The organism is Solibacillus sp. iso_87 (assembly GCF_056173085.1).
In genome coordinates, this window is sequence record NZ_CM149656.1 from 247,501 (window position 1) to 269,469 (window position 21,969).

Below are 21,969 nucleotides of genomic sequence, written 5' to 3' on the forward strand. Positions count from 1 at the left end.
GAGAATGCCGGTATGAGTAGCGAAACATGGGTGAGAATCCCATGCACCGTATGACTAAGGTTTCCTGAGGAAGGCTCGTCCGCTCAGGGTTAGTCGGGACCTAAGCCGAGGCCGATAGGCGTAGGCGATGGACAACAGGTTGATATTCCTGTACCACCTCCTCACCGTTTGAGAAATGGGGGGACGCAGTAGGATAGGGTAAGCACGCCGTTGGTTGCGCGTGTTCAAGCAGTAAGGCGTGTATGTAGGCAAATCCGCATACTTTAACGTTGAGCTGTGATGACGAGCTCGTATGAGCGAAGTTCCTGATTTCACACTGCCAAGAAAAGCCTCTATCGAGGTGAGAGGTGCCCGTACCGCAAACCGACACAGGTAGTCGAGGAGAGAATCCTAAGGTGTGCGAGAGAACTCTCGTTAAGGAACTCGGCAAAATGACCCCGTAACTTCGGGAGAAGGGGTGCTTCTTTGGGTGCATAGCCTAGAGAAGCCGCAGTGAATAGGCCCAGGCGACTGTTTAGCAAAAACACAGGTCTCTGCAAAACCGTAAGGTGACGTATAGGGGCTGACGCCTGCCCGGTGCTGGAAGGTTAAGAGGAGCGGTTAGCGCAAGCGAAGCTGTGAATTGAAGCCCCAGTAAACGGCGGCCGTAACTATAACGGTCCTAAGGTAGCGAAATTCCTTGTCGGGTAAGTTCCGACCCGCACGAAAGGCGTAACGATCTGGGCACTGTCTCAACGAGAGACTCGGTGAAATTATAGTACCTGTGAAGATGCAGGTTACCCGCGACAGGACGGAAAGACCCCGTGGAGCTTTACTGTAGCCTGATATTGAATTTTGGTACAACTTGTACAGGATAGGTAGGAGCCAGAGATCTCGGAGCGCCAGCTTCGAAGGAGGCGTCGGTGGGATACTACCCTGGTTGTATTGAACTTCTAACCCATGCCCCTTAGCGGGGTAGGAGACAGTGTCAGGCGGACAGTTTGACTGGGGCGGTCGCCTCCTAAAAGGTAACGGAGGCGCCCAAAGGTTCCCTCAGAATGGTTGGAAATCATTCGTAGAGTGTAAAGGCATAAGGGAGCTTGACTGCGAGACCTACAAGTCGAGCAGGGTCGAAAGACGGGCTTAGTGATCCGGTGGTTCCGCATGGAAGGGCCATCGCTCAACGGATAAAAGCTACCCCGGGGATAACAGGCTTATCTCCCCCAAGAGTCCACATCGACGGGGAGGTTTGGCACCTCGATGTCGGCTCATCGCATCCTGGGGCTGTAGTCGGTCCCAAGGGTTGGGCTGTTCGCCCATTAAAGCGGTACGCGAGCTGGGTTCAGAACGTCGTGAGACAGTTCGGTCCCTATCCGTCGTGGGCGTAGGAAATTTGAGAGGAGCTGTCCTTAGTACGAGAGGACCGGGATGGACATACCGCTGGTGTACCAGTTGTCTTGCCAAAGGCATCGCTGGGTAGCTATGTATGGACGGGATAAGTGCTGAAAGCATCTAAGCATGAAGCCCCCCTCAAGATGAGATTTCCCATTACGCAAGTAAGTAAGACCCCTGAAAGACGATCAGGTAGATAGGTTCGAGGTGGAAGTGCGGTGACGCATGCAGCTGACGAATACTAATCGGTCGAGGACTTAACCACATTTTATTGCGCAATTCAATGAAACGTTTATCCAGTTTTGAAAGAATGAAAATTCTTTTACATAGGCTTGTTTAAAGCCCAATATAGTGAAGTGATGATGGCAAAGAGGTCACACCCGTTCCCATACCGAACACGGAAGTTAAGCTCTTTAGCGCCGATGGTAGTTGGGGGCTTCCCCCTGTGAGAGTAGGACGTCGCTTCGCTAGAATATTGGAGGATTAGCTCAGCTGGGAGAGCACCTGCCTTACAAGCAGGGGGTCGGCGGTTCGAGCCCGTCATCCTCCACCATTTCTAAGTGCCGGTGTAGCTCAGTTGGTAGAGCAACTGACTTGTAATCAGTAGGTCGAGGGTTCGACTCCTTTCGCCGGCACCATTTAGAGAGCCATTAGCTCAGTTGGTAGAGCATCTGACTTTTAATCAGAGGGTCGAAGGTTCGAGTCCTTCATGGCTCACCAGTTTTATAAAATTATACATACTGTCAGATATAAAAGATCTTAAGCATTTTGCGGAAGTAGTTCAGTGGTAGAACACCACCTTGCCAAGGTGGGGGTCGCGAGTTCGAACCTCGTCTTCCGCTCCAAAATGCCGGGGTGGCGGAACTGGCAGACGCACAGGACTTAAAATCCTGCGGTGAGTGATCACCGTGCCGGTTCGATTCCGGCCCTCGGCACCATTTTATAATTCTAATCTCTAATAATGCGCGCCCGTAGCTCAATTGGATAGAGCGTCTGACTACGGATCAGAAGGTTGTGGGTTCGACTCCTGCCGGGCGCGCCATAATATATTTTTTACTGACATATTCGGAATGTAGCTCAGCTTGGTAGAGCACTTGGTTTGGGACCAAGGGGTCGTAGGTTCGAATCCTGTCATTCCGACCATTAGTTATGGGGCCTTAGCTCAGCTGGGAGAGCGCCTGCCTTGCACGCAGGAGGTCAGCGGTTCGATCCCGCTAGGCTCCACCATTTATATTTTATTCCCTTTGGAGGTATACCCAAGTCTGGCTGAAGGGATCGGTCTTGAAAACCGACAGGCGGGTAACACCGCGCGGGGGTTCGAATCCCTCTACCTCCTCCATTTTTAATATTTTTTCCTTAGATGTTGGTCCCGTGGTGTAGCGGTTAACATGCCTGCCTGTCACGCAGGAGATCGCCGGTTCGATCCCGGTCGGGACCGCCATTTTTTTATGGGTTTGTAGCTCAGTTGGTAGAGCATTAGATTGAAGCTCTAAGTGTCGGCGGTTCGATTCCGTCCAAACCCACCATATTATGGGCCTATAGCTCAGCTGGTTAGAGCGCACGCCTGATAAGCGTGAGGTCGATGGTTCGAGTCCATTTAGGCCCACCATAGTATTATTCCGAAGTAGCTCAGTTGGTAGAGCATCCGGCTGTTAACCGGCAGGTCGCAGGTTCGAGTCCTGCCTTCGGAGCCATTGGCCCGTTGGTCAAGTGGTTAAGACACCGCCCTTTCACGGCGGTAACACGGGTTCGAATCCCGTACGGGTCATATACACTTGAAAGAAAACACATTGCAAATTTTGCAATGTGTTTTTTGTTTTCTGTAAAAACTTAAGTTTCCACACTTATATAAAGTATATTTTCTTCTAAATCCAAGATAAGGAAAGCATCAGCTCAAAGTATTTGTGCTCCTACTAACAAGTAAAAGAGGACGATTGCCAAAATGTTTGTTATCTAATAGTCCTTCCAATTTACTGATGCAACTACAAATGACAGATCATATCACAGTTACAAATTTACTCACCAATAAAAAACATCCTACTGACAATCGCCTTCGGCATGGACGATTGATCAATGTAGGATGCTTTTTTTGATATAGTGTATTTTGTTTAATAATTCTATATAAAAAGGGATAGTTGGACACATGTTCAAAGTTCAATTGTTGTACTAATTTGTATTGTTCTATAAAAATAGGAGTAGCATTTTTATAGAACCCAAATTAACGGAATGCTGCTTTAAATTCTCCAGTCACTTCTTGGTAACCATTATTTGACTCATATGCTTGCTCGATTTCTAATTCAAAACGATCCATAATCGGAATATCGTTTACAGAGAATAAGTAGGAATCTTTAGAAGCAAAGTGCTCATACCAAGCCCAGTTTGGAACGACGAAGTAATCACCTTTCTTCCAATCGAAGCGTGTACCATTTATAACCGTATAGCCTTCACCTCTATGCACTTGATAAACAGTAGAGTGTGTGTGGCGTAAAGCTTTTGTGTGCATGCCAGCTGGTAAGTGCTGCATACGTGTACCTAACGTAGGGTTGGCTGCTTTACCTGTAGAAGGATTAATGTATTCAACAGCAAAGCCATGGTGCGGATCCGGATCAAATGACATTAAGCCTTTGATTCCTTCAACAGTACGATCCCATTTGTAGTTGGCAAGTGGTGCTACTGTATACTTGTCATCACCGACAGGGCGTACCATTCCTCCGCGATAACGCTTTTCCGTGAAGTTATCCGGAATATTCGGCTCTTGTAAACCTCCTTCATAAGGATCGAAGAAAGTACCGCCGATCCCGTATAAAGTCGGGATATCAAGCGCATCTGTCCACAACATCGGCTCATCGCCAACATGCTCATGACCGTGCCATAACCCTTTAGGTGTAATTAAGAAGTCGCCTTCCTCCATGAAAATACGCTCACCTTGTACAATTGTGTATGCGCCTTGTCCCTCAGAAATAAAGCGCAATGCTGATTGAGAGTGACGGTGAGAAGGGGCTTTTTCACCCGGCAGCAACATTTGGACCGCTACATAAATCGTTTGCGTAGTAGATGCCCAACCCCATGGCTGACGATATGTTAATCCTGGGTTTTGGAAATAGATTGCACGACGTTCTCCACCACGGTCCGGTGTAAAAATTTGTGCTGCTTCGCCCATTTTCTTTTTAATTAATTCATCACTCCAAAGGTAAGCTTGTGCTTGTGGCTTTGGTGTATGATTCATAATTTCCGGAATGGCTTCCCAAAGTGGACCTAAATGATATTGTTCAATATCTTTCGTAAAATCTTTTACTGTGTCACTTTTCATAAACTCTTTTACTTCTTCTGATACTCCTGCCATACTTCTTCACTCCTTTAATAGTAATTGTTTGCAAAAAGAAAACCGTTTACCGTACTGAAATGTTATACACCTACAGGAACGTTTGCAGCAGCCACTTTATTTTCCAATGCGCCGACTTTATCAATTTCGATACGGACAACATCGCCGTCTTTTAAGAAAGTCGGAGGGTTCATAGCAACACCAACCCCACCTGGAGTACCTGTTAAAATCACATCGCCTGGCTCAAGTGTCATTAAATTGGATAGGAAAGCAACCAGCTTCTGTACTGAGAATACTAAATTAGCCGTATTCGTTTGCTGACGTACTTCGCCATTCACTGTCAATACAACCGATAATCCTGATGGATCCGGCAATTCATCAGATGTTAATAAGTAAGGTCCCATTGGTGCAGAACCATCTACTGTTTTACCTTGCAACCATTGTAATGTACGACGTTGGATATCACGGTAAGTAACATCGTTCGTAATTGTATAGCCAGCTACATAATCCAATGCATCTTCTTCTGAAACATTACGAGCCTGTTTACCAATTACAAATGTAAACTCCGCTTCATAATCAAGCTGTTCAGAAATCGGATAGAATGGAATATCATCATCCGGACCTAAAAGTGTGTTGGCAAATTTAGCAAAAATAACGGGATGTGTTGGCAATTCACGGCCCATTTCCAAAATATGTTCACGGTAGTTGTGACCTACGCAAATGATCTTTCCTGGATTCAATACTGGAGCACCAACATGTACTTCACTACGCTCAAAAACTGCTTTCGTATTAGAAGCGTTTGGATTTTCTAAAATGAACTCGACAGCTTGTTGTGCCAATTCAATAGATTTTTTCCCGCCTTGATAAATACCATCTGTAGTTGCCGGCACGTAAGCATGGGCAATTTCCTTATAGCGGTATTCACCTTCTGCTTGCAATTTCGTTTCATAAGCGTGGTTTAAATCGATTACTTGTTCATCCACAATCGCACCGGCACGTGTAATACCGTTGATTGTATAGTTAACTAATTTCATAATGATCCTCCTTTTATCGAAATAGAATACTAAGTTCTCTATTTAAAGAAAATATAAAGTATTTTAGGTAGTAAAGTCAATATTTTTCAGAAAAATCTTTCAAATAAATTAATTAATACCTATTAATTATCAATTAGTTATCAGTAAATTTAGAAATTTTGTTGACAAATGTTTCTCTTTTACGTTACATTTTCATTATAGCAAACAAAGTTCTCTATTTATATAATTGGAGGTAATAAGATGACGAATATTAGTGATGTAATTGTAGTAGGTGGGGGAATTGGTGGTTTAGCGACAGCGCTTTCAATAGTACAACGCACAGATAAAACGGTAGCAGTATTAGAACAAGCACCTGCATTCGGAGAAATAGGAGCAGGTATCCAATTAGCACCTAATGCACTGCATGTATTGGATCAATTAGGTGTTAAAGAAGAGATATTGAATGTAGCGGTCGTGCCGAAGCGCTTAGTGCTTAAAGATATTTATACGGCAAAGGAATTAGCTGTACTTGATTTGACTGACGGTTTCCAGGAACGTTTCAAACAGCCGTACGTTGTATTGCACCGCTCGGACCTACACCGTGTTTTATATGAAGCATGTCTGAAAAATAACCGTATTTCATTTAAAAACGATGAGCAAATCCAAACAGTATCACAAACGCCTGGTCAAGTAACGATTACAAACCAACGTGGTGAGTCCTATACAGCAGAAGCAGCAATCGGGGCAGATGGTATTAAATCAAATGTACGTAAGCTATTTTCTCAAGATGAAATGATCTGTTCAGAGTATGTAGCATACCGTGGGACATTGCCGATTGAAGAAATTACTGCTGAAGGCGATATTGCAATGGATGATGTTATTATGTGGATTGGACAGAACTTACATTTAGTACAATATCCTGTTCGTCGTGGTGAGTTATATAATCAAGTCGTTGTGTTCAAAACATATGACTATAAACCGGAAGGCGATTGGGGTACTCCGGAAGAAATGCAACAACGCTTTGAAGGTGCACATCCGGATGTAGAGCGTGCGTTAAAATATATTTCGACTCAATTCCGTTGGCCGATGTTCCACCGTCTTCCAATTGAAAACTGGACAGATGAAAATGTAACACTATTAGGAGACGCTGCTCATCCAATGCTTCAATATTTAGCACAAGGCGGTGCACAGGCACTTGAAGATGCTTATGTATTAGGGGAAGCTTTGGAAAATGAAGCAACATACAATGAAGCATTTCTACGCTACCAGAAAGAGCGCCAACCTCGTTCAGCAATGGTACAAAATTCAGCACGTCGCTGGGGTGAAATTATTCATGCCGATACAGCTGACGATCTTGACCGTGCGCTTGTGTTATTGCGCAATCATTTATTCGGCAGTCACAAGGAAACAAACTATGATGTAGCAGGCTTTTTATATAACTACTTCAACACACGCAAAAGTGAAGTTAAGTGCTGAATAACGGAAAATTAAAAAGAGAAAGGGGATTAGTTCCCTTTCTCTTTAAAGCCATATACAGTCGACATTTCTTTACTCATTTCAATAATTTGCTGCAACATTTCAGATGAAGTGTCTGTAGGGACGTCTTCTTCAAAGCCAACAACCGTAATTGCGCCGACAAGCTCATTTTTGTAATTGAGTATCGGTAAACCGATTGAGGAAACATGACGGACAAGCGGCTCATGTGCAAACGAAAACCCGTTTTTGCGAATTCCTTTCAGCTCGCGTTGAAAAGCCGCAACATCAAAGTTGGCAAGTTCATTTTGCTGAGCTTCAATCCAGTTCGTAATTTCCAAGGAATTAGCATAGGCCGCAAAGATTTTTCCTGTAGAAGAATTAATCGGTAGTTTCGTACCGACTTGCGCACCGATACTTAAGCCAAAATTCGTATTCCAAATATTTGTGATAACGGGGGAATCATTTACCCAAAGCGACAGCAATGTCGTCATATTTGTGAGATTGCTAAGTTCTTTAAAATAGGGTGTAAGGCGTTCGATAAAATCGTCGTTTTGCATGGCAGCATTCCCGTATTCCAAAAATTTATAGCCGAGTGAATAGCTACCGGTCTTTTGATCACGATAAAGCAAATCTAATTGGATAAGTGTATTTAAATATTTATAGAGATTACTTTTAGAAATGCCGGTTTGTTCCTGAATATCGGAAAAACGAAGTGGGTGGTCGCTTTGTGCAACGACATCGATAATTTGAATACCTAATGCTAATGATCCGATTGTAGTACTGCTTGACATAGTATTCTATTCACCTTTCTTAAAAAGTCATTCAAAATAAGGAGATTATATCATGAAAACTAATGTTATGGAAAAGAAGTTTGAAAGTTTCGAGAAAAGCATCAATAGTATGGTTGATCTAATAAGTATAACAGAGACGGAAGTGCTGTATAAAAAACCATCCGAAGAAAAATGGTCGGTTATGCAAATCGCTGCACATATCATTGAAGCAATCGAGTTTTGGGTAGCCGACTTAGAGGCACTCCTAGTCGTACCAGGAGCAAAATGGGGACGTAACCATGAACATGTCCGTCGTTTAGCTGCGGTAGATGAAAATTATGTAGCGACTGTTTCAAAGGAAAAAGCGATTGAAAGGCTGAATTCGCTCATTCCTTTAGTTAACGAAAGCTTTGCAAAAGTGCAACAGGAGGATTTAGAGAAAACAGCCCCTAGCTACAATCTGAATTTTGATGGCAAGCCGTTATCATTTCTAATCAGTCATCTAGTTGTATTGCATGCTGAAAGTCATGTAGGGCAGATGCAACGTCATTTAGAATTGATACAGCCGCAAAAGGTAGAGTAAGAATCGGAAGTATCCACTTTTTGATGTGCGTATAGTAAGGTATTATAAAGATACAATAGAGAGGGCTGTCTGGAATGGATTTCGGGGCATGCCCTTTCTGCGTACAAAACAGTGGGAGCAGGTGGAAAAGTGGATGCGATGATAAAAACAGGTAATAAAACAGTCTACCCGATTATTTTCCCTTCTGACTATAGTGGATTGGCGAGTATTAACTGTTATGTCTACCAAAATGGAGAAGACTATACATTAATTGATGCAGGTATTAAAAATGAGGAATTTGAGCAGTTTTTCTATCAGCAATTGAAGGAATATAATATTGAAATTAACCAAATTACCCGTATTATTTTAACGCATTTTCATAATGATCATATCGGGGTAGTAAATAAAATTACGAGTGAATACCCGGTTCCAGTCTATGCCAGTGAAATCGCCATTCCCCGTTTGAAGTGTGAAGATGATTACTTACAGCAGAAGCTTACCTTTTACTATGGGTTGTATGAGCAATACGGTGTACCAGAATTTGCCCGTGAAAGAATGGCAAAAATGGAGAATACCCTTCACAATAAAGAACACGTAATGATCTATCCGCGGATTCTAAAACTGGAAGACGGGCAAGAAATCGGTGGGTTACGGGTAGTGTCCGCTCCCGGGCATTCACCGGACTCGATCTGTTTGTTTGATGAGGAGACGGGCTGGTTATTTGCAGGGGACTTTTTACTGGCCACTGGTATGACAAATGCTTTAATCGACCATGACGATTCAGGTAACATAACGAACCCGATTGGCCAATATATAGACTCGATTGAGAAAATGAAAGCTTACCATGTGCACATCGTATTTGCCGGGCATAAAGAAATTTTTGAAAACTTGAATGAAGTGATGGAGAAAAGCTTAAGTAAAATAGAATACAAGCTGCAAAAGATTGTATCCAAAGTTAGTGAAGGACATCATACGGCTAAACAATTAGGAGAAGCAATCTACGGTGCCCGTTTTGCGAAGTATTTTACATTTATAATTTCTGAAATTATCGGATTAACGCTCCTGGCAGAACAGCGCGGTTTGATTGTGCATGAGTTGCGGGACGGGGAGTGGTATTTTACGGTTACAAGTTTGATTGAAAAATAAATGAAAACAGCTGCCTGGGGAGGCAGCTGTTTTTGTTATAGATTATTATTTCCATCTCACATAAAGTGTTGTCGGAGTTGTTGGCTGATTCCATTTTGCGAAAGCTTTTGTATACTTGCTCGTTGTATACAGATTGTTCAGCGGTTTTGTATTTATACCAAATTGATAATAAGCAGACGCTTTACTAATATTAGCGGACTTGATGATTGTTGTTTTCTTTCCTTTTAATGTAATAGTTTTGAGCGGGTTCATAAGCAATGAACTGAACTCTAGTTACTGTACATTTGCAGGAACTGTCAGCTTTGTCAGCGTATTATTGAAAAAGGCGCCACTGCTGATTGTTGTTACTTTAGAAGGGATCGTAATCGAACTTAGAGCATTGTTCGCAAACGCAGCTTCTTTCAATACTTTTATATTTTTAGTTCCTGCCACCTTATTAGACAAGAACCTTTTTATTACTCTAAAGTGAGCGTTCCACTATATGTTGTTCCTTGATCACGGCCAGTTTCACAGTAAAATTCGGTTGTTTTAATTGTCTTATTAGTAAGCCTTTCGAACTCAATAACACACCGGTCACCGTCCGCTGTTTTAGTTAACCGTGCTTTTGTATCGGATGTAAATGTCGCTGTCCCTTCAATCGTGCCGGATGCCCAACCGTCATACGTATAATAGGTTAATTGGAAACCGGTTTTCTTACTATTAGAGATTGTTAATACACGACCCTTTGAATCAAGATCACCTTTCCCGTAAGTATGAAAATACGTATACTCGCCGTTCCAAGTTTTATTTGGCTTCTTGTCGGGTGCAGGGGACCAGTTTGCACCTGCGCGCAATGAGCGATCAAGCATATTGCGGGCTGAGGAAGCACGTTGATAAAGCGGACTATTACCAGCAAAGCTTTCTTCTGCAATGTCAGAACGATAAAAGAATTTTTTGTTTTGCATGTTATAAAAAAATAGAACGAGCTGTGCACGCGTTAAATTATTTGTTGTACCGAAAAAACGCTGTAAGTTGGTTTGCTCATACTTTGCATTTTGTCCGTTAGAAATATCATGATCCAACAAAAAACGGATTGCGTTACTTAAAGTCGTTTGTCCATCTGCCATATAGGCAATTGCCTGTGCAACAGTTCCACGTTTTACAGCAGCTCCTCGAATGCTGTTATGAAAGTACCCGTTTAAAGGTACTTTATAGGCGGTAAGCGTATTATAGTTTGTATCCGATGGGATTGCTTTCGGTGTAAACTTTTCGAGCTCTTCCGAGACAGGCTCCAAATCAAAATAGCCTACAAAAATTTGAGCAAATTGTTGTTCTGTGACTGGTTGGTTTGGACGGAATGTCCCGTTAGCATAGCCGTTTATAATATTGTAATCATATGCCCATTTAATCGCATCGTACGCATAATGGTCTGGTGGAACATCTTTAAACACTTGCTTTGCTGCCACTGAGTTAGCCGGAAAAATAAAAAAAGACATCCCTAAAATAATCGCTAAGTAGAAGCGTTTCATAAAAAAGCCTCCTTTATAATTGGATTAATTTTACTTTAACACGACTTTCTCTGATTTCCACTTACTTTATATTCTAAAATATGGGATGAAGGCCGATATAATAGATACGTATATAAAATGAGATTGGTAGTGATACATATGAATAGGTCAAAGTTAATGCTAGCTGCTGTAGTTGCAATCCCGGTAAATGTTGGCATGATGGGGGAAGTAGAGGCAGAGCAAACCAAAACGTTGGGGGATTCTCTCGTAACATCTGTAGATATTAACAAAGCGATAGAAGGTTTAAATGCAAACTCGACTAGATTAGAACTGGAACAAGTTAAGGAAGCTTATAACAATCTTTCACAAGAACAGCGCCAACAAATTAGCAACTATGGCAAGGTGGAAGTACTTTTGGACGATTTGGAGAAGAAAGAAGCGCAAATCGCCAGTCGTATCGCCGCTGAAAAAGTAACTGAAATGATTCAAACGTTCAACGACGAGTCAACGCCTGCTGAGATTAATGCAGCCCGAAAAGCTTACGATGCATTAAATAGCGAGGCGAAAAAGCTAGTTGATAAGCAAGTAGTTACAAACCTGGAATACTTTGAAAGCCGTTTAGCTGTGCAAAAGGCGCAAGCTGAAAAAGAAGCAAAAGTCGTGATGGATCGCATAAAACGTATCGATAAAACAAAATACACTGAAGCTCAAGTCAAGAGTATTCGACTGGCGTATAATGCATTGAGTGATTTTGCGAAGTCGTTTGTAACAAACCTCAACATACTAATTGATAGCGAGAATTATATTATTTATCAAAATACGGTTGTAAAGCAGGCAAAGCTTGATGCCAACGCTTTTGATATTTTCATGAATGATATTAGCCGCAGTTCGACGACACAGGAAATTGCGAGAGCCCGTTCGATTTACAACAACTTATCGGCGGAAGCGAAAAGACATGTAACATCGTTGGAAAAGCTTTTCCGTCTTGAAACAATGTGGAGAGACCCGCATTATATTGAGCTTGTTTACACGTATTACCCGGATTATATACATGATATAAAGCCAGGTGGAGTAGTTATCGAAAAGCCGACATACGACCCGCTATACATTCCGGATGATTCAGCAAGTACAGTGGCGACAACGATTCCAAAAACGGCGAACTGGTCACAATATGAAACAATGACTTACCAAAATGGACGTTACACAACACAAATTACCGCTTCTCAAGTGAAAAACATCGCAGATCGGAATATGCATTTAAAAGCAGGAGATATAGAAATCATTATTCCTACATCGGAAATACAGACTTCTGCAGCTACTGTTGGTGTATCGGTAAATGTAACGAATAATCAGCTGCATATCCAATTTACAGAAGGAAATCGTGAAAAAACATTTGAGAGTACTGTAGAAGTCCATGTTCCGGTAGCTAAATTAAAAGCGAATACTTCGCAAGTTATTCAACGTGTTCTATCAACCGGTACATCACCGGCATCATTTAAAGTGGATGGCTCAAAATTCATTATCCGCACAGTGACAGGTGGTACTTTTAAAGCATCGAACAGCCGGGTTATTTACACGGATATTCCGAACAATAATCAAGGACGTGCGATTCGAGAGCTGACAAAGCGCGGCATATTATTTAATACGAAAAGCCAACTAGTTCAAAGCTATAAACAAGTAAGCAAAATCGATGCAGCAGTAATGATTGCATCTGCACTTGATGTATCAAGTAACACTAAATCAAAATATTTGGATATAGCAAATACCCAGCAGTTAAAACTAGTTCAAGGTTTATTGGAAGCGGGGATTATGAGCGGGGCCACATCGAGCCGTTTCGCACCTAATGCCACGGTGACAAAGCAAGAAGCAGCTATCATTATCGCCAACATGTACCGCTATTTAAATCAGGATTTGGCGAAGGCGTATAATGAATTAGATTTCAACTATCCCGATATAGCAAACCTGACATTGGAAGCACGTCAAAGCATTGCGATTTTAGAGCTGTTTGGGGTTGTTGATGGGGAAGGTCAGTTTAACCCTGAGAAAACCTTATCGCGAGGCGAGTTTGCCGAACTAATTTACAATGCATTAATAGCAATCGATTACTTATAAAACTCTCAAACCTATGATTTTCTATCCGGAAATCATAGGTTTCTTTAAGAGAAAAGAGAAAAATCAATAAGCTGAAAACGGAAAAATCTGTAGGATCTTCTGACAATTCCTTTACAAATAAGCTATAATTAACAACTACAGCACACATGCACAAAAGGAGTTTTCGCATGGCCTATTTATCGATGATTTTCTTCAAAATTGTTGCACCGATTTTAATTTTGCTTTTTATAGGTGCCATTTTACAGCGCAAGTTTCAGTTTAACCTTAAAGCATTATCCCATCTCATTACATACTGTTTCATGCCGGCAGCGGTGTTTATCAATATTTATGAAACATCCATTGAAATGAGTGTGCTCGGACAAATTACGATTTTTATTATTTTGTTTATCGGTGCGCAAATGCTGTTAAGTCAGCTGCTCGCAAAGCTGTTAAAGCTTGATAAAAAAGAATCGGCTGTTTTTAAAAACAGTGTTGTCCTTATAAACTCCGGTAACTATGGGATTCCGGTTGCACAAATGATTTTCGCGACCCAGCCGATTGGGGTAGCAATACAAGTCATTCTTGTTATTTTTCAAAATATGACGACGTATACATATGGCTTGTATAATTTAATTTCATCAACAAAATCAGGAATAGCAATTGTCCGGGACTTTTTGAAAATGCCAATTGTTCATGCGCTTATTATTGGCGCGGTATTGAATTACTTTCACGTCCCGATTCCGGAAACGTTTAGTATTCCACTTGAACATATTGCAGACGGATTTGTGGCGGTTGCACTTATTACATTAGGGGCACAGCTTTCTACGATCGAAATGCGTTCGATGTTCAATAAAACTATTTTTGTCAGCTGCTTTACACGGTTGATAGTCGGTCCGGCAACAGCACTTCTTATTATTTTTGCATTGGGCCTGGACGGTGTAGTGGCACAGTCGCTATTTATCGCAAGTGCATTCCCGACATCGAGAAACAGTTCCAGCTTGGCGCTTGAGTATGATATCGAATCGGCTACAGCAGCCCAGACAGTACTGTTTTCTACGATTATCAGCTGTTTAACAGTGACGTTCGTTATTTATTTATCGACAATTTTATTTGCATAGAGAAGGGCTGCAGTAAAAGTAATTTAAACTTTTACTGCAGCCCTTTTTCCATAAAAAAACCGCAAGTATCCCCTCAGATACTTGCGGTTGTAAGCGATTATAGTTGGATATCAATAACGCTTTCGTAATCTAGTAAACACTAAATATGAAAAGCTAGTGAATTTTACAATTTGAGCAAGAAGCTAAATTCATAGATCTTAGTACATACTTACCGTATTAGCGTAGGGGTTTGAAAGGTCCATACCATCTAATGAAAGACCCATTGCCTTCGCTACACCTTCACCATATGCTGGATCAGCTAAGTAGCAGTGTAAAATGTGACGACGTTTGATGAATTCTTCAACACCGTTCATTTCAGCAGCAGTTGTTTCGAATAAACGTTGTTGCTGTTCTGGTGTTTGAAGACGGAATAACTTACCCGGTTGCTCGAAGTAGTTGTTGTCATCTTCACGGAAGTCGTAGATGTCAGCTGGACCATCAAGAGCTAATGCAGGATCTTTATATTGTGTTTGACCTTGTAATGCGCCATAGCTATTTGGATAGTAAGTAATAGCTGCTCCACGGTTTCCGTCAGCACGGCCTTGACCATCACGGTGATATACCATGAATGGACATTTTGGTGTGTTTACAGGAATTTGATGGTGGTTAACGCCTAAACGGTAACGAGTTGCATCTTGGTAAGCGAATAAACGAGCTTGTAACATACGGTCTGGTGAAAATGAAATACCAGGTACAACATTTGATGGAGCGAATGCAGCTTGCTCAACATCAGCGAAGTAGTTTTCCGGGTTACGGTTTAATTCGAATTCCCCAACTTCAATTAGTGGGTACTCAGACTTGTACCAAACTTTTGTTAAGTCGAATGGGTTGTCCTTAGAGTTGCGAGCTTGCTCTTCAGTCATCACTTGGATGTACATTTTCCATTTCGGGAAATCACCTTTTTCGATTGACTCGAATAGGTCACGTTGTGAAGATTCACGGTCCTTACCGATAATTTCAGCAGCTTCTGCACCTGTTAAGTTTTCAATACCTTGTTGAGAACGGAAGTGGAATTTCACGTATACGCGTTCGCCAGCTTCGTTGATCATTGAATAAGTATGAGAACCGAATCCGTGCATTTTGCGGTAGCCGTTTGGAATACCACGGTCAGACATTACGATTGTTACTTGGTGTAATGCTTCAGGTAATGAAGTCCAGAAATCCCAGTTTGAGTTACCGTTGTGCATGTTTGTTTTTGGATCACGCTTAACAACGTGGTTTAAATCCGGGAAGTGTAATGGATCACGGAAGAAGAATACAGGTGTGTTGTTACCAACCATATCCCAGTTACCTTCTTCAGTATAGAATTTTAATGCAAAACCGCGAATATCACGCTCTGCATCAGCCGCACCGCGCTCACCTGCTACAGTTGAGAAACGTGCGAACATTTCTGTTTTCTTACCAACTTCAGAGAAAATTTTTGCTTTTGAATATTTTGTGATGTCATGCGTTACAGTAAATGTACCGAATGCACCAGAACCTTTTGCGTGCATGCGACGTTCAGGAATTACTTCACGGTTAAAGTTCGCTAATTTCTCAATTAGGAATACGTCTTGTAATAAGATTGGGCCACGGCGACCAGCTGTTTGCGAATCATCGTTTGATACTACTGGAGCACCAGTAATTGTTGTTAAACGTTCGTTTGTCATGTATAGTTCCTCCTAAATTTTTTTGAAAAACTCTTCTTAAATAATATAACAAATCTAAATCATAATTTCTACTAGATTATAATAATTCTTTTTAAGGAATCTTTATATTAAAGAATTGGTTATTAATAATAAACATTAAAGAAGATTCGGACAATACAGTTTTCTAGTAAATTATACCGTTTATTAACAGAAAAAGGTAAATATTGCTCCGCATTTTTGGTTAATAAGGGCTTTATCTTTGCTAATCGGCAATTTTGGGGTGTTCTCCTATTGTTTCCTATATAATAGAGGCGACTACCATAAGAAAGGACATGGTTATGCAACTTACATTAACTTTTATCATTTTGGCAGTTACGATTATCTTATTTACGACGAATCGATTGCGGGCAGATCTTGTCGCAGTAATGGCATTATTATCATTTGTAATATTAAATATTTTAACACCTACAGAAGCGCTGGCAGGGTTCTCGAATTCTGTAGTCATTATGATAGCAGGGCTATTTGTTGTCGGAGCAGGTATTTTAAGAACGGGACTTGCTGGTATGGCAGGAAACCTTCTATTAAAATGGTCGGGGGATAATGAACTCCGTCTCTTTGTATTACTGCTTGTCATCGTCGCAATTGTCGGGGCGTTTATGAGCAATACAGGTACGGTCGCGTTAATGCTGCCGATAGTTGTGTCGATAGCAATCAGCATTAAAGTAAGCCCGTCCAAGTTTTTAATGCCGCTATCCTACATTGCGAGCATGTCGGGGTTGATGACGTTAATTGCATCTCCGACAAACTTGATCGCTTCCCAAACACTCGTTGATCATGGCTTCGAAAAGCTGGGATTTTTCACAATAACTCCAATCGGAATTATCGCGACGATTACCGTCATTATTTATTTAGTGTTAGTACGCAATGTGCTGTTGCCGAATGAAGAAAATCGTTCGCAGTCAAGTGCGGGGTATAAGCTTTCTCCAAAGAAAATTGCCAAGGAATATGATTTGCATGATAAGCTGTTCCGCGTTGTCGTTGGCGAGCATTCGACAATTTTAGAACAAAAGCTTGCTGATTTGAAGCTTCCGGCAACCTATCATATTTATATTATGAAAATAAAACGTGGTGCCGCGCAGGAAGGGATTAATTTACGGCCGATGACGTACCAGGAGTTGGCGGGTCCGACAAGTGTTATTCATGTCGGCGATGAGCTGTATGTTCAAGGTTTGGCCGATGATGTAGCACGGTTTGCCCATGATTTTGCGTTGACTGTTCAGCCGTTTGAAGATCATGCGAAAGAGCTTGTTACGAAAAAAATCGGTGTAGCGGAAGTATTATTAACACCGCAATCACGTCTTATTAAGGAAACTGTTAGTAAGATCGGATTCCGTGAAAAATACAATTTGAACATTTTAGGAATCAATCGTAAAGGCGATTACTTACTGAAAGACATGGCAGATCAGAAGCTGCGTTTCGGTGATGCGATTTTAGTGCAGGGAACATGGGATGAGATCGAGCTGTTGTCCCGCGAAACGCAAGATGTTGTCGTAGTAGGGCAGCCACGCGAGTTAGCAGGAGCAATTGCAGCAAACGGAAAGGCACCGATTGCCGGTATTATTATGCTGCTGATGATTGGGCTTATGGTGTTTGAAGTATTTGATGCCGTTATTGCTGTATTAATCGGGGCTGTTCTTATGATTATTACAGGCTGTCTGCGTAATATGGATGATGCTTACAGTAAAATGAACTTCGAGAGTATTGTGCTCGTAGCGGCAATGCTTCCGATGGCGACAGCGCTTGAGAAAACAGGGGGGATGACGATTCTGGCAGAAGGCATTATCAGTGTGCTCGGTGATTTCGGTCCATATGGTGTATTAATGGGGATTTATTTATTAACAGTTGTTTTCGGGCAATTTGTTAGTAATACGGCAACAGCGGTACTATTTTCACCGATTGCCATCACTGCAGCACTTGCTATGGATGCGAACCCATATACATTTATGATCGGGGTAGCAACTGCTGCGAGTATGGCGTTTGCGACACCGATTGCATCTCCGACAAACTCCCTTGTATTAACAGCTGGTGGCTATAAATTTATGGATTTCGTCAAAGTCGGTGTTCCGCTACAGGTCATTATGTTTATCATTATGATGATTGCGGTACCATTACTGTTTCCGTTTTAATCGGTATAGAAAAGTTAAATTTTTATAAGAGGTATTTGAATGGATTAGTCATTCAAATACCTCTTTACTTTGCTGCAACAGCATGTACAATTTTATTTTCCTGTACACCTAAATCAATGACACCATCTTCACTTTTAATTTCAAGGCGCATTACAGAGGCACGTGCACTTGTTGATATTCCGGTTATCGGTTACGGGCAGGCAACGATGCATATGGCGTCAATGCTTGGATCAAAAATCGGAATCGTTAATTTCCTGGCTCCGTTAGCTGATCAGCTGCGTTTCAATGCTCAGCAATACGGGCTGGCGCAAAAGCTTGGACCTATCGTACAGGCAAATATCGACTTTTACGATATTATGGAAGGCTATAAAAACCCTCAGCCGATTATCGATAAATTTATTGCAGCTGCTGAAATAGCAATAGCGCAAGGTGCGGATGTCATTATTCCGGGAGAAGGGCCAATGAATATATTGCTGGCAACCCATCATATTCACCATGTCGGCAATGTCCCGATTATCGATTCTTTTGGTACAGGAATTAAAATGTGCGAATCGCTTGTCGATCTGCAGAAGGTAAGCGGAATGACGATGACGCGTGTCGGCTACTACAACGAAAAACCGCCAACGGAGATTGTTGAAAAGTTAAGAGATTATTATAACTTGAAGCAAACAGCAGCCGATATGGATTTCGGGCTATCCGTTCGCGCTACGGCGTCTATATAAAATGCAAATACCTAGGCCATTTCAAAATGTGCCCAGGTATTTTTTGTTTTCCTAAACAGAATTCCCGGCTGTCTTCCTAACCTGCAAACGGTAGCGGTAAGGGGTTAACTGGTAGTATTCCCGAAATACTTTAGTAAAGTAATTGCCGTCCGTGAAGCCGACCATTTCCGAGATTGTTCCTATTCCCAAACTCGTTTCAATTAATAACTTTTCGGCTTGCTGTACGCGATACTGCTGCAAATATTTCCGGAAAGGAATGCCGCGCTTTTTCGAAAATACATTGCTCAAATAATTGGTGCTTATGTTTAGCTCATTCGCCGCATGCTGTAATGTCAGCTCAGCATTATTATAGTCACGTTCAATTATTTCGACAGCCAACTCCGTATAATCGGCAATTTGCTGTTGCTGCAAATTTTTTCTCGCATCGATCAAACGCTGTGTAAATAGAATAAACTCCTGTACAATGGCATATAAAATCGGATGCTCTAAAATAAAATGGAACAGTGCGCGGTATTGCTGTTCGACTTTTGCCTGCTGCTGCAGATGATACTTTATCATAAATCGGCGGATTTGCGCTAAAATACTCGTCAAATGAATACGCACATCATCCTGGTGATAATAAGTAGAACCTTTTGTCAGCGTATATAAAAAAGTTTTAATTGCTTTCAAATCACCGTTTTCAAGGTTCATGATCCAAAGCTGCTGTTCCTCTGGAGTTAAAAGCGGATCAAGCCTCGTCACATGAAGTGTTTGCGAGCTTCTAAAAATATGGGAATACCCTTTATAAAAGCGCTGTGCCAAAGTCTTTTTACATGCTTGATACATTGTCAGCAATGTAGTTTCTTTACCATCATAAACAGCAATATTCAGCGATTCTCCACTGAATTTCTCCCATTCCTGGCTCATGATTCGAAGCTGTCTGAATAGATTGGTAAAAACATCGATTTCAACAATGCAAATCACCCGGTTTTGCAGCGGCAGGGCAATAAGATTCTGAAAAATAGGCAGTTCAATGAGCCACTCATACAGCATAAAATTACGCTCATAATCTGCACACTCAATTAAAAAGAAGGACTTTCCATCTAAAGAGAAATTTCCTGGCTTATTTAAATACAAATCAGAATATAATTGCGTTTCGACTGGAATGGTACTGCTTGAGTTTGTTGCGGGCTTAGTCGAAGGGATTTTCAGCAAAGCAGACTTTAATTGCTCCAATGGTACGGGCTTCACAAAAAGATCGATTGCCTTTAAGCGGATTGCCTTCATAGCCTGCTGAAAAATAGGCTCCGCTGTAATTCCGATAACGGGAATCGCCTTTTTTTGTAAAAACTGCTCTATAGAAGGGGAAACAAGTTCCATTTCAATAAGAAGTACTTCCGGTCGTGTTTCTTCAAAAGCTTCAATTAACTTACTTCCATCTATTACGCCAATTACTTCAATTTCCCGCATAAAATAGTTTTTTAAATACCACTCAATTCCTGCAATTTCTTCAAAATCCCGCTCAACAATTAAGATTTTCAATCGAACACCACCTTTAACAATTGCTATTTCATATATAAATACTACAATTCATTCAAATTAATTTTACTTTATTCAAATATTACTATAATCGATGTTTTTATTCTATTTATTCGGAATTGAAAGAAAATTAAACTGTAAACAACAAAGGAGTGGTGGGATGACAAAGTACCAGGAGGAACAGGAACTGCCGGAAGTGGCACAGTTTGAAGTGAGCATTTTCATTAAAATGGTGTTTTGCAGTTTAATCGGGATTTTTAGTTTTTTTATCACATTTGAATGGAATGGAAAAACATCGATTTTAATCGACCATATCGTAAGTGCATTCACGACATTCACACCAACGTTAGTAAATGGGTATGTGTTGATTCTTTTAGTACTTGGAGCATTTTATCCATTTGTCACGAAAAATTGGAATACCTCAAAAGTAAACATGGTGTTATCAATTTTTAAATTGGGCGGACTGGTTGCCGGGGTAATGCTTATTTTTGGGTTTGGTCCGGCATGGTTGTTTAATCCGGATATCGGGCCATTTTTGTTAGAGAAACTTATTAAGCCGGTAGGACTGGTAATACCGATTGGATCGGTTTTCTTGGCACTGCTTGTTTGCTATGGCCTGCTTGAATTTATAGGGGTACTCATGCAGCCGGTAATGAAACCGATTTTCAAAACGCCTGGCCGTTCAGCAGTCGATGCGGTAGCCTCATTTGTCGGTAGCTATTCGGTCGGCTTAATATTGACGAACCGTGTTTATAAAGAGGGGAAATATACAGCGAGAGAATCAGCCATCATTGCTACAGGCTTTTCCACAGTGTCAGCTACTTTCATGGTAGTCGTTGCGAAAACGCTGGATTTAATGGAATACTGGAACTTATTTTTCTGGGTGACATTAGTTGTGACATTCGTCGTTACAGCAATTACAGCCCGAATTTATCCGTTAAATAAAATTAAAGATGAGTATTATGAAGGTTCAACTCCACAGCCTGAAAAGATTGTAAAAACTGACCGTTTAAACGTTGCTTGGACAGAAGCGGTTGAAGCAACAAAATCAAACCCGTCTTTACCTAGAAATTTATACATTCATTTAAAAGACGGATTTATTATGGCGATGGGGGTCATTCCTTCCATTTTATCTATTGGACTATTAGGAATGGTATTGGCAATTTATACACCGCTATTTGACTGGTTGGCATACATTTTTGCGCCATTTACGTATTTACTGCAAATTCCGGATCCGATGCTGACTGCTAAAGCGTTGTCATTATCAATTGCGGAAATGTTCTTACCGGCAATGATTGTAACAGAAGCAGTTCTTGTAACGAAATTTATCGTAGCTGTCGTTTCAATTTCAGCTATTTTATTCTTCTCAGCTGTCATTCCGGTTATTTTATCGACAGACATCCCGTTATCAATTCGCCAAATGATCATTATTTGGTTTGAGCGAGTTGTCTTAACACTCATTTTCGTTACACCAATAGCATTTATCTTATTCTAACTTCAAATTAAAGGAGAGATTTTTT

General features: G+C 41.3%; 15 protein-coding genes, 14 tRNA genes and 2 rRNA genes (1 of these 31 only partly in view). 24 read left to right on the forward strand and 7 right to left on the reverse strand.

Going from position 1 to position 21,969, the window contains the following annotated elements:
• The 16 genes from AC0VXV_RS01230 to AC0VXV_RS01305 form a co-directional block, all read left to right on the forward strand.
• Positions 1–1,636, forward strand: a 23S ribosomal RNA gene (locus AC0VXV_RS01230) (it extends 1,293 nt beyond the left edge of the window).
• 87 nt (positions 1,637–1,723) lie between these two features.
• Positions 1,724–1,839 (forward strand): 5S ribosomal RNA (gene rrf, locus AC0VXV_RS01235).
• A 9-nt stretch (positions 1,840–1,848) separates the two neighbouring features.
• Positions 1,849–1,924, forward strand: a tRNA-Val gene (locus tag AC0VXV_RS01240).
• 9 nt (positions 1,925–1,933) lie between these two features.
• Positions 1,934–2,009: transfer RNA gene (locus tag AC0VXV_RS01245), tRNA-Thr, on the forward strand.
• A 6-nt stretch (positions 2,010–2,015) separates the two neighbouring features.
• A tRNA-Lys gene (locus AC0VXV_RS01250) sits at positions 2,016–2,091 on the forward strand.
• Between the two features lie 50 nt (positions 2,092–2,141).
• A tRNA-Gly gene (locus AC0VXV_RS01255) sits at positions 2,142–2,216 on the forward strand.
• Positions 2,217–2,220: 4 nt separating this feature from the next.
• Positions 2,221–2,309 (forward strand) — tRNA-Leu (locus AC0VXV_RS01260).
• Between the two features lie 27 nt (positions 2,310–2,336).
• Positions 2,337–2,413 (forward strand) — tRNA-Arg (locus AC0VXV_RS01265).
• A 24-nt stretch (positions 2,414–2,437) separates the two neighbouring features.
• A tRNA-Pro gene (locus AC0VXV_RS01270) sits at positions 2,438–2,514 on the forward strand.
• Between the two features lie 8 nt (positions 2,515–2,522).
• A tRNA-Ala gene (locus AC0VXV_RS01275) sits at positions 2,523–2,598 on the forward strand.
• A 19-nt stretch (positions 2,599–2,617) separates the two neighbouring features.
• Positions 2,618–2,710 (forward strand) — tRNA-Ser (locus tag AC0VXV_RS01280).
• A 26-nt stretch (positions 2,711–2,736) separates the two neighbouring features.
• A tRNA-Asp gene (locus AC0VXV_RS01285) sits at positions 2,737–2,812 on the forward strand.
• A 9-nt stretch (positions 2,813–2,821) separates the two neighbouring features.
• Positions 2,822–2,897: transfer RNA gene (locus AC0VXV_RS01290), tRNA-Phe, on the forward strand.
• Positions 2,898–2,903: 6 nt separating this feature from the next.
• Positions 2,904–2,980, forward strand: a tRNA-Ile gene (locus tag AC0VXV_RS01295).
• A gap of 9 nt (positions 2,981–2,989) precedes the next feature.
• Positions 2,990–3,065, forward strand: a tRNA-Asn gene (locus AC0VXV_RS01300).
• 2 nt (positions 3,066–3,067) lie between these two features.
• Positions 3,068–3,139: transfer RNA gene (locus AC0VXV_RS01305), tRNA-Glu, on the forward strand.
• Between the two features lie 450 nt (positions 3,140–3,589).
• On the opposite strand, the gene AC0VXV_RS01310 is transcribed toward AC0VXV_RS01305, so the two are convergent.
• Both AC0VXV_RS01310 and AC0VXV_RS01315 read right to left on the reverse strand, forming a co-directional pair.
• Positions 3,590–4,714 (reverse strand): cupin domain-containing protein, encoded by a 1,125-nt coding sequence (locus AC0VXV_RS01310; protein ID WP_475530001.1) that lies wholly within the window; start codon positions 4,712–4,714, stop codon positions 3,590–3,592.
• Positions 4,715–4,776: 62 nt separating this feature from the next.
• Positions 4,777–5,727 carry a fumarylacetoacetate hydrolase family protein gene (locus AC0VXV_RS01315; RefSeq protein WP_475530002.1) on the reverse strand — a complete coding sequence of 317 codons (951 nt, stop codon included), beginning with the start codon at positions 5,725–5,727 and terminating at the stop codon, positions 4,777–4,779.
• Positions 5,728–5,967: 240 nt separating this feature from the next.
• Between AC0VXV_RS01315 and AC0VXV_RS01320 the strand changes: the two genes are divergently transcribed.
• Positions 5,968–7,182 carry an FAD-dependent monooxygenase gene (locus AC0VXV_RS01320; protein ID WP_475530003.1) on the forward strand — a complete coding sequence of 405 codons (1,215 nt, stop codon included), beginning with the start codon at positions 5,968–5,970 and terminating at the stop codon, positions 7,180–7,182.
• A gap of 29 nt (positions 7,183–7,211) precedes the next feature.
• Here the strand turns inward: AC0VXV_RS01320 and AC0VXV_RS01325 are convergent, their stop codons facing one another.
• Positions 7,212–7,973 carry an IclR family transcriptional regulator gene (locus tag AC0VXV_RS01325; RefSeq protein ID WP_475530004.1) on the reverse strand — a complete coding sequence of 254 codons (762 nt, stop codon included), beginning with the start codon at positions 7,971–7,973 and terminating at the stop codon, positions 7,212–7,214.
• Positions 7,974–8,025: 52 nt separating this feature from the next.
• On the opposite strand from AC0VXV_RS01325, the gene AC0VXV_RS01330 reads away from it, so the two are divergent.
• Together AC0VXV_RS01330 and AC0VXV_RS01335 are read left to right on the forward strand one after the other, a co-directional pair.
• Positions 8,026–8,535, forward strand: a complete 510-nt coding sequence (locus AC0VXV_RS01330; RefSeq protein ID WP_475530005.1) for a DinB family protein — start codon at positions 8,026–8,028, stop codon at positions 8,533–8,535.
• Positions 8,536–8,673: 138 nt separating this feature from the next.
• On the forward strand, positions 8,674–9,660 hold the full coding sequence (locus tag AC0VXV_RS01335; protein WP_475531379.1) for an MBL fold metallo-hydrolase: 987 nt from the start codon (positions 8,674–8,676) through the stop codon (positions 9,658–9,660).
• Positions 9,661–9,933: 273 nt separating this feature from the next.
• Here the strand turns inward: AC0VXV_RS01335 and AC0VXV_RS01340 are convergent, their stop codons facing one another.
• Together AC0VXV_RS01340 and AC0VXV_RS01345 are read right to left on the reverse strand one after the other, a co-directional pair.
• The gene (locus AC0VXV_RS01340) at positions 9,934–10,104 is read right to left on the reverse strand and encodes a leucine-rich repeat protein (RefSeq protein ID WP_475530006.1); all 171 of its coding nucleotides are present in this window, start codon (positions 10,102–10,104) and stop codon (positions 9,934–9,936) included.
• Positions 10,105–10,115: 11 nt separating this feature from the next.
• Positions 10,116–11,168: an S-layer homology domain-containing protein gene (locus AC0VXV_RS01345; protein ID WP_475530007.1), complete on the reverse strand. Its 1,053-nt coding sequence runs from the start codon at positions 11,166–11,168 to the stop codon at positions 10,116–10,118.
• A 138-nt stretch (positions 11,169–11,306) separates the two neighbouring features.
• Between AC0VXV_RS01345 and AC0VXV_RS01350 the strand changes: the two genes are divergently transcribed.
• Both AC0VXV_RS01350 and AC0VXV_RS01355 read left to right on the forward strand, forming a co-directional pair.
• On the forward strand, positions 11,307–13,259 hold the full coding sequence (locus AC0VXV_RS01350; RefSeq protein ID WP_475530008.1) for an S-layer homology domain-containing protein: 1,953 nt from the start codon (positions 11,307–11,309) through the stop codon (positions 13,257–13,259).
• Positions 13,260–13,426: 167 nt separating this feature from the next.
• The gene (locus tag AC0VXV_RS01355; RefSeq protein WP_475530009.1) at positions 13,427–14,356 is read left to right on the forward strand and encodes an AEC family transporter; all 930 of its coding nucleotides are present in this window, start codon (positions 13,427–13,429) and stop codon (positions 14,354–14,356) included.
• Positions 14,357–14,553: 197 nt separating this feature from the next.
• On the opposite strand, the gene AC0VXV_RS01360 is transcribed toward AC0VXV_RS01355, so the two are convergent.
• Positions 14,554–16,044: a catalase gene (locus AC0VXV_RS01360; RefSeq protein WP_251690468.1), complete on the reverse strand. Its 1,491-nt coding sequence runs from the start codon at positions 16,042–16,044 to the stop codon at positions 14,554–14,556.
• A gap of 311 nt (positions 16,045–16,355) precedes the next feature.
• Here AC0VXV_RS01360 and AC0VXV_RS01365 point away from each other — a divergent pair, with 311 nt between their 5' ends.
• On the forward strand, positions 16,356–18,209 hold the full coding sequence (locus AC0VXV_RS01365) for an SLC13 family permease (RefSeq protein WP_475530010.1): 1,854 nt from the start codon (positions 16,356–16,358) through the stop codon (positions 18,207–18,209).
• A 35-nt stretch (positions 18,210–18,244) separates the two neighbouring features.
• Entirely contained in the window at positions 18,245–18,931 is a 687-nt protein-coding gene (locus AC0VXV_RS01370) for an aspartate/glutamate racemase family protein (protein WP_475530011.1), read from the forward strand.
• 51 nt (positions 18,932–18,982) lie between these two features.
• Here the strand turns inward: AC0VXV_RS01370 and AC0VXV_RS01375 are convergent, their stop codons facing one another.
• Positions 18,983–20,452, reverse strand: coding sequence for a helix-turn-helix domain-containing protein (locus AC0VXV_RS01375; protein ID WP_475530012.1), 1,470 nt, complete (start codon positions 20,450–20,452; stop codon positions 18,983–18,985).
• A gap of 157 nt (positions 20,453–20,609) precedes the next feature.
• Here AC0VXV_RS01375 and AC0VXV_RS01380 point away from each other — a divergent pair, with 157 nt between their 5' ends.
• Positions 20,610–21,944, forward strand: coding sequence for a YjiH family protein (locus AC0VXV_RS01380; RefSeq protein WP_475530013.1), 1,335 nt, complete (start codon positions 20,610–20,612; stop codon positions 21,942–21,944).
• Positions 21,945–21,969: the final 25 nt, after the last annotated feature.

Coding starts and splice junctions, on each gene's coding strand:
- AC0VXV_RS01345 (WP_475530007.1), bottom strand. CDS start 11,168: ATGAAACGCTTCTACTTAGCGATTATTTTAGGGATGTCTTTTTTTATT.
- AC0VXV_RS01330 (WP_475530005.1), top strand. CDS start 8,026: ATGAAAACTAATGTTATGGAAAAGAAGTTTGAAAGTTTCGAGAAAAGC.
- AC0VXV_RS01320 (WP_475530003.1), top strand. CDS start 5,968: ATGACGAATATTAGTGATGTAATTGTAGTAGGTGGGGGAATTGGTGGT.
- AC0VXV_RS01350 (WP_475530008.1), top strand. CDS start 11,307: ATGAATAGGTCAAAGTTAATGCTAGCTGCTGTAGTTGCAATCCCGGTA.
- AC0VXV_RS01325 (WP_475530004.1), bottom strand. CDS start 7,973: ATGTCAAGCAGTACTACAATCGGATCATTAGCATTAGGTATTCAAATT.
- AC0VXV_RS01315 (WP_475530002.1), bottom strand. CDS start 5,727: ATGAAATTAGTTAACTATACAATCAACGGTATTACACGTGCCGGTGCG.
- AC0VXV_RS01310 (WP_475530001.1), bottom strand. CDS start 4,714: ATGGCAGGAGTATCAGAAGAAGTAAAAGAGTTTATGAAAAGTGACACA.
- AC0VXV_RS01355 (WP_475530009.1), top strand. CDS start 13,427: ATGGCCTATTTATCGATGATTTTCTTCAAAATTGTTGCACCGATTTTA.
- AC0VXV_RS01365 (WP_475530010.1), top strand. CDS start 16,356: ATGGTTATGCAACTTACATTAACTTTTATCATTTTGGCAGTTACGATT.
- AC0VXV_RS01360 (WP_251690468.1), bottom strand. CDS start 16,044: ATGACAAACGAACGTTTAACAACAATTACTGGTGCTCCAGTAGTATCA.
- AC0VXV_RS01380 (WP_475530013.1), top strand. CDS start 20,610: ATGACAAAGTACCAGGAGGAACAGGAACTGCCGGAAGTGGCACAGTTT.
- AC0VXV_RS01335 (WP_475531379.1), top strand. CDS start 8,674: ATGATAAAAACAGGTAATAAAACAGTCTACCCGATTATTTTCCCTTCT.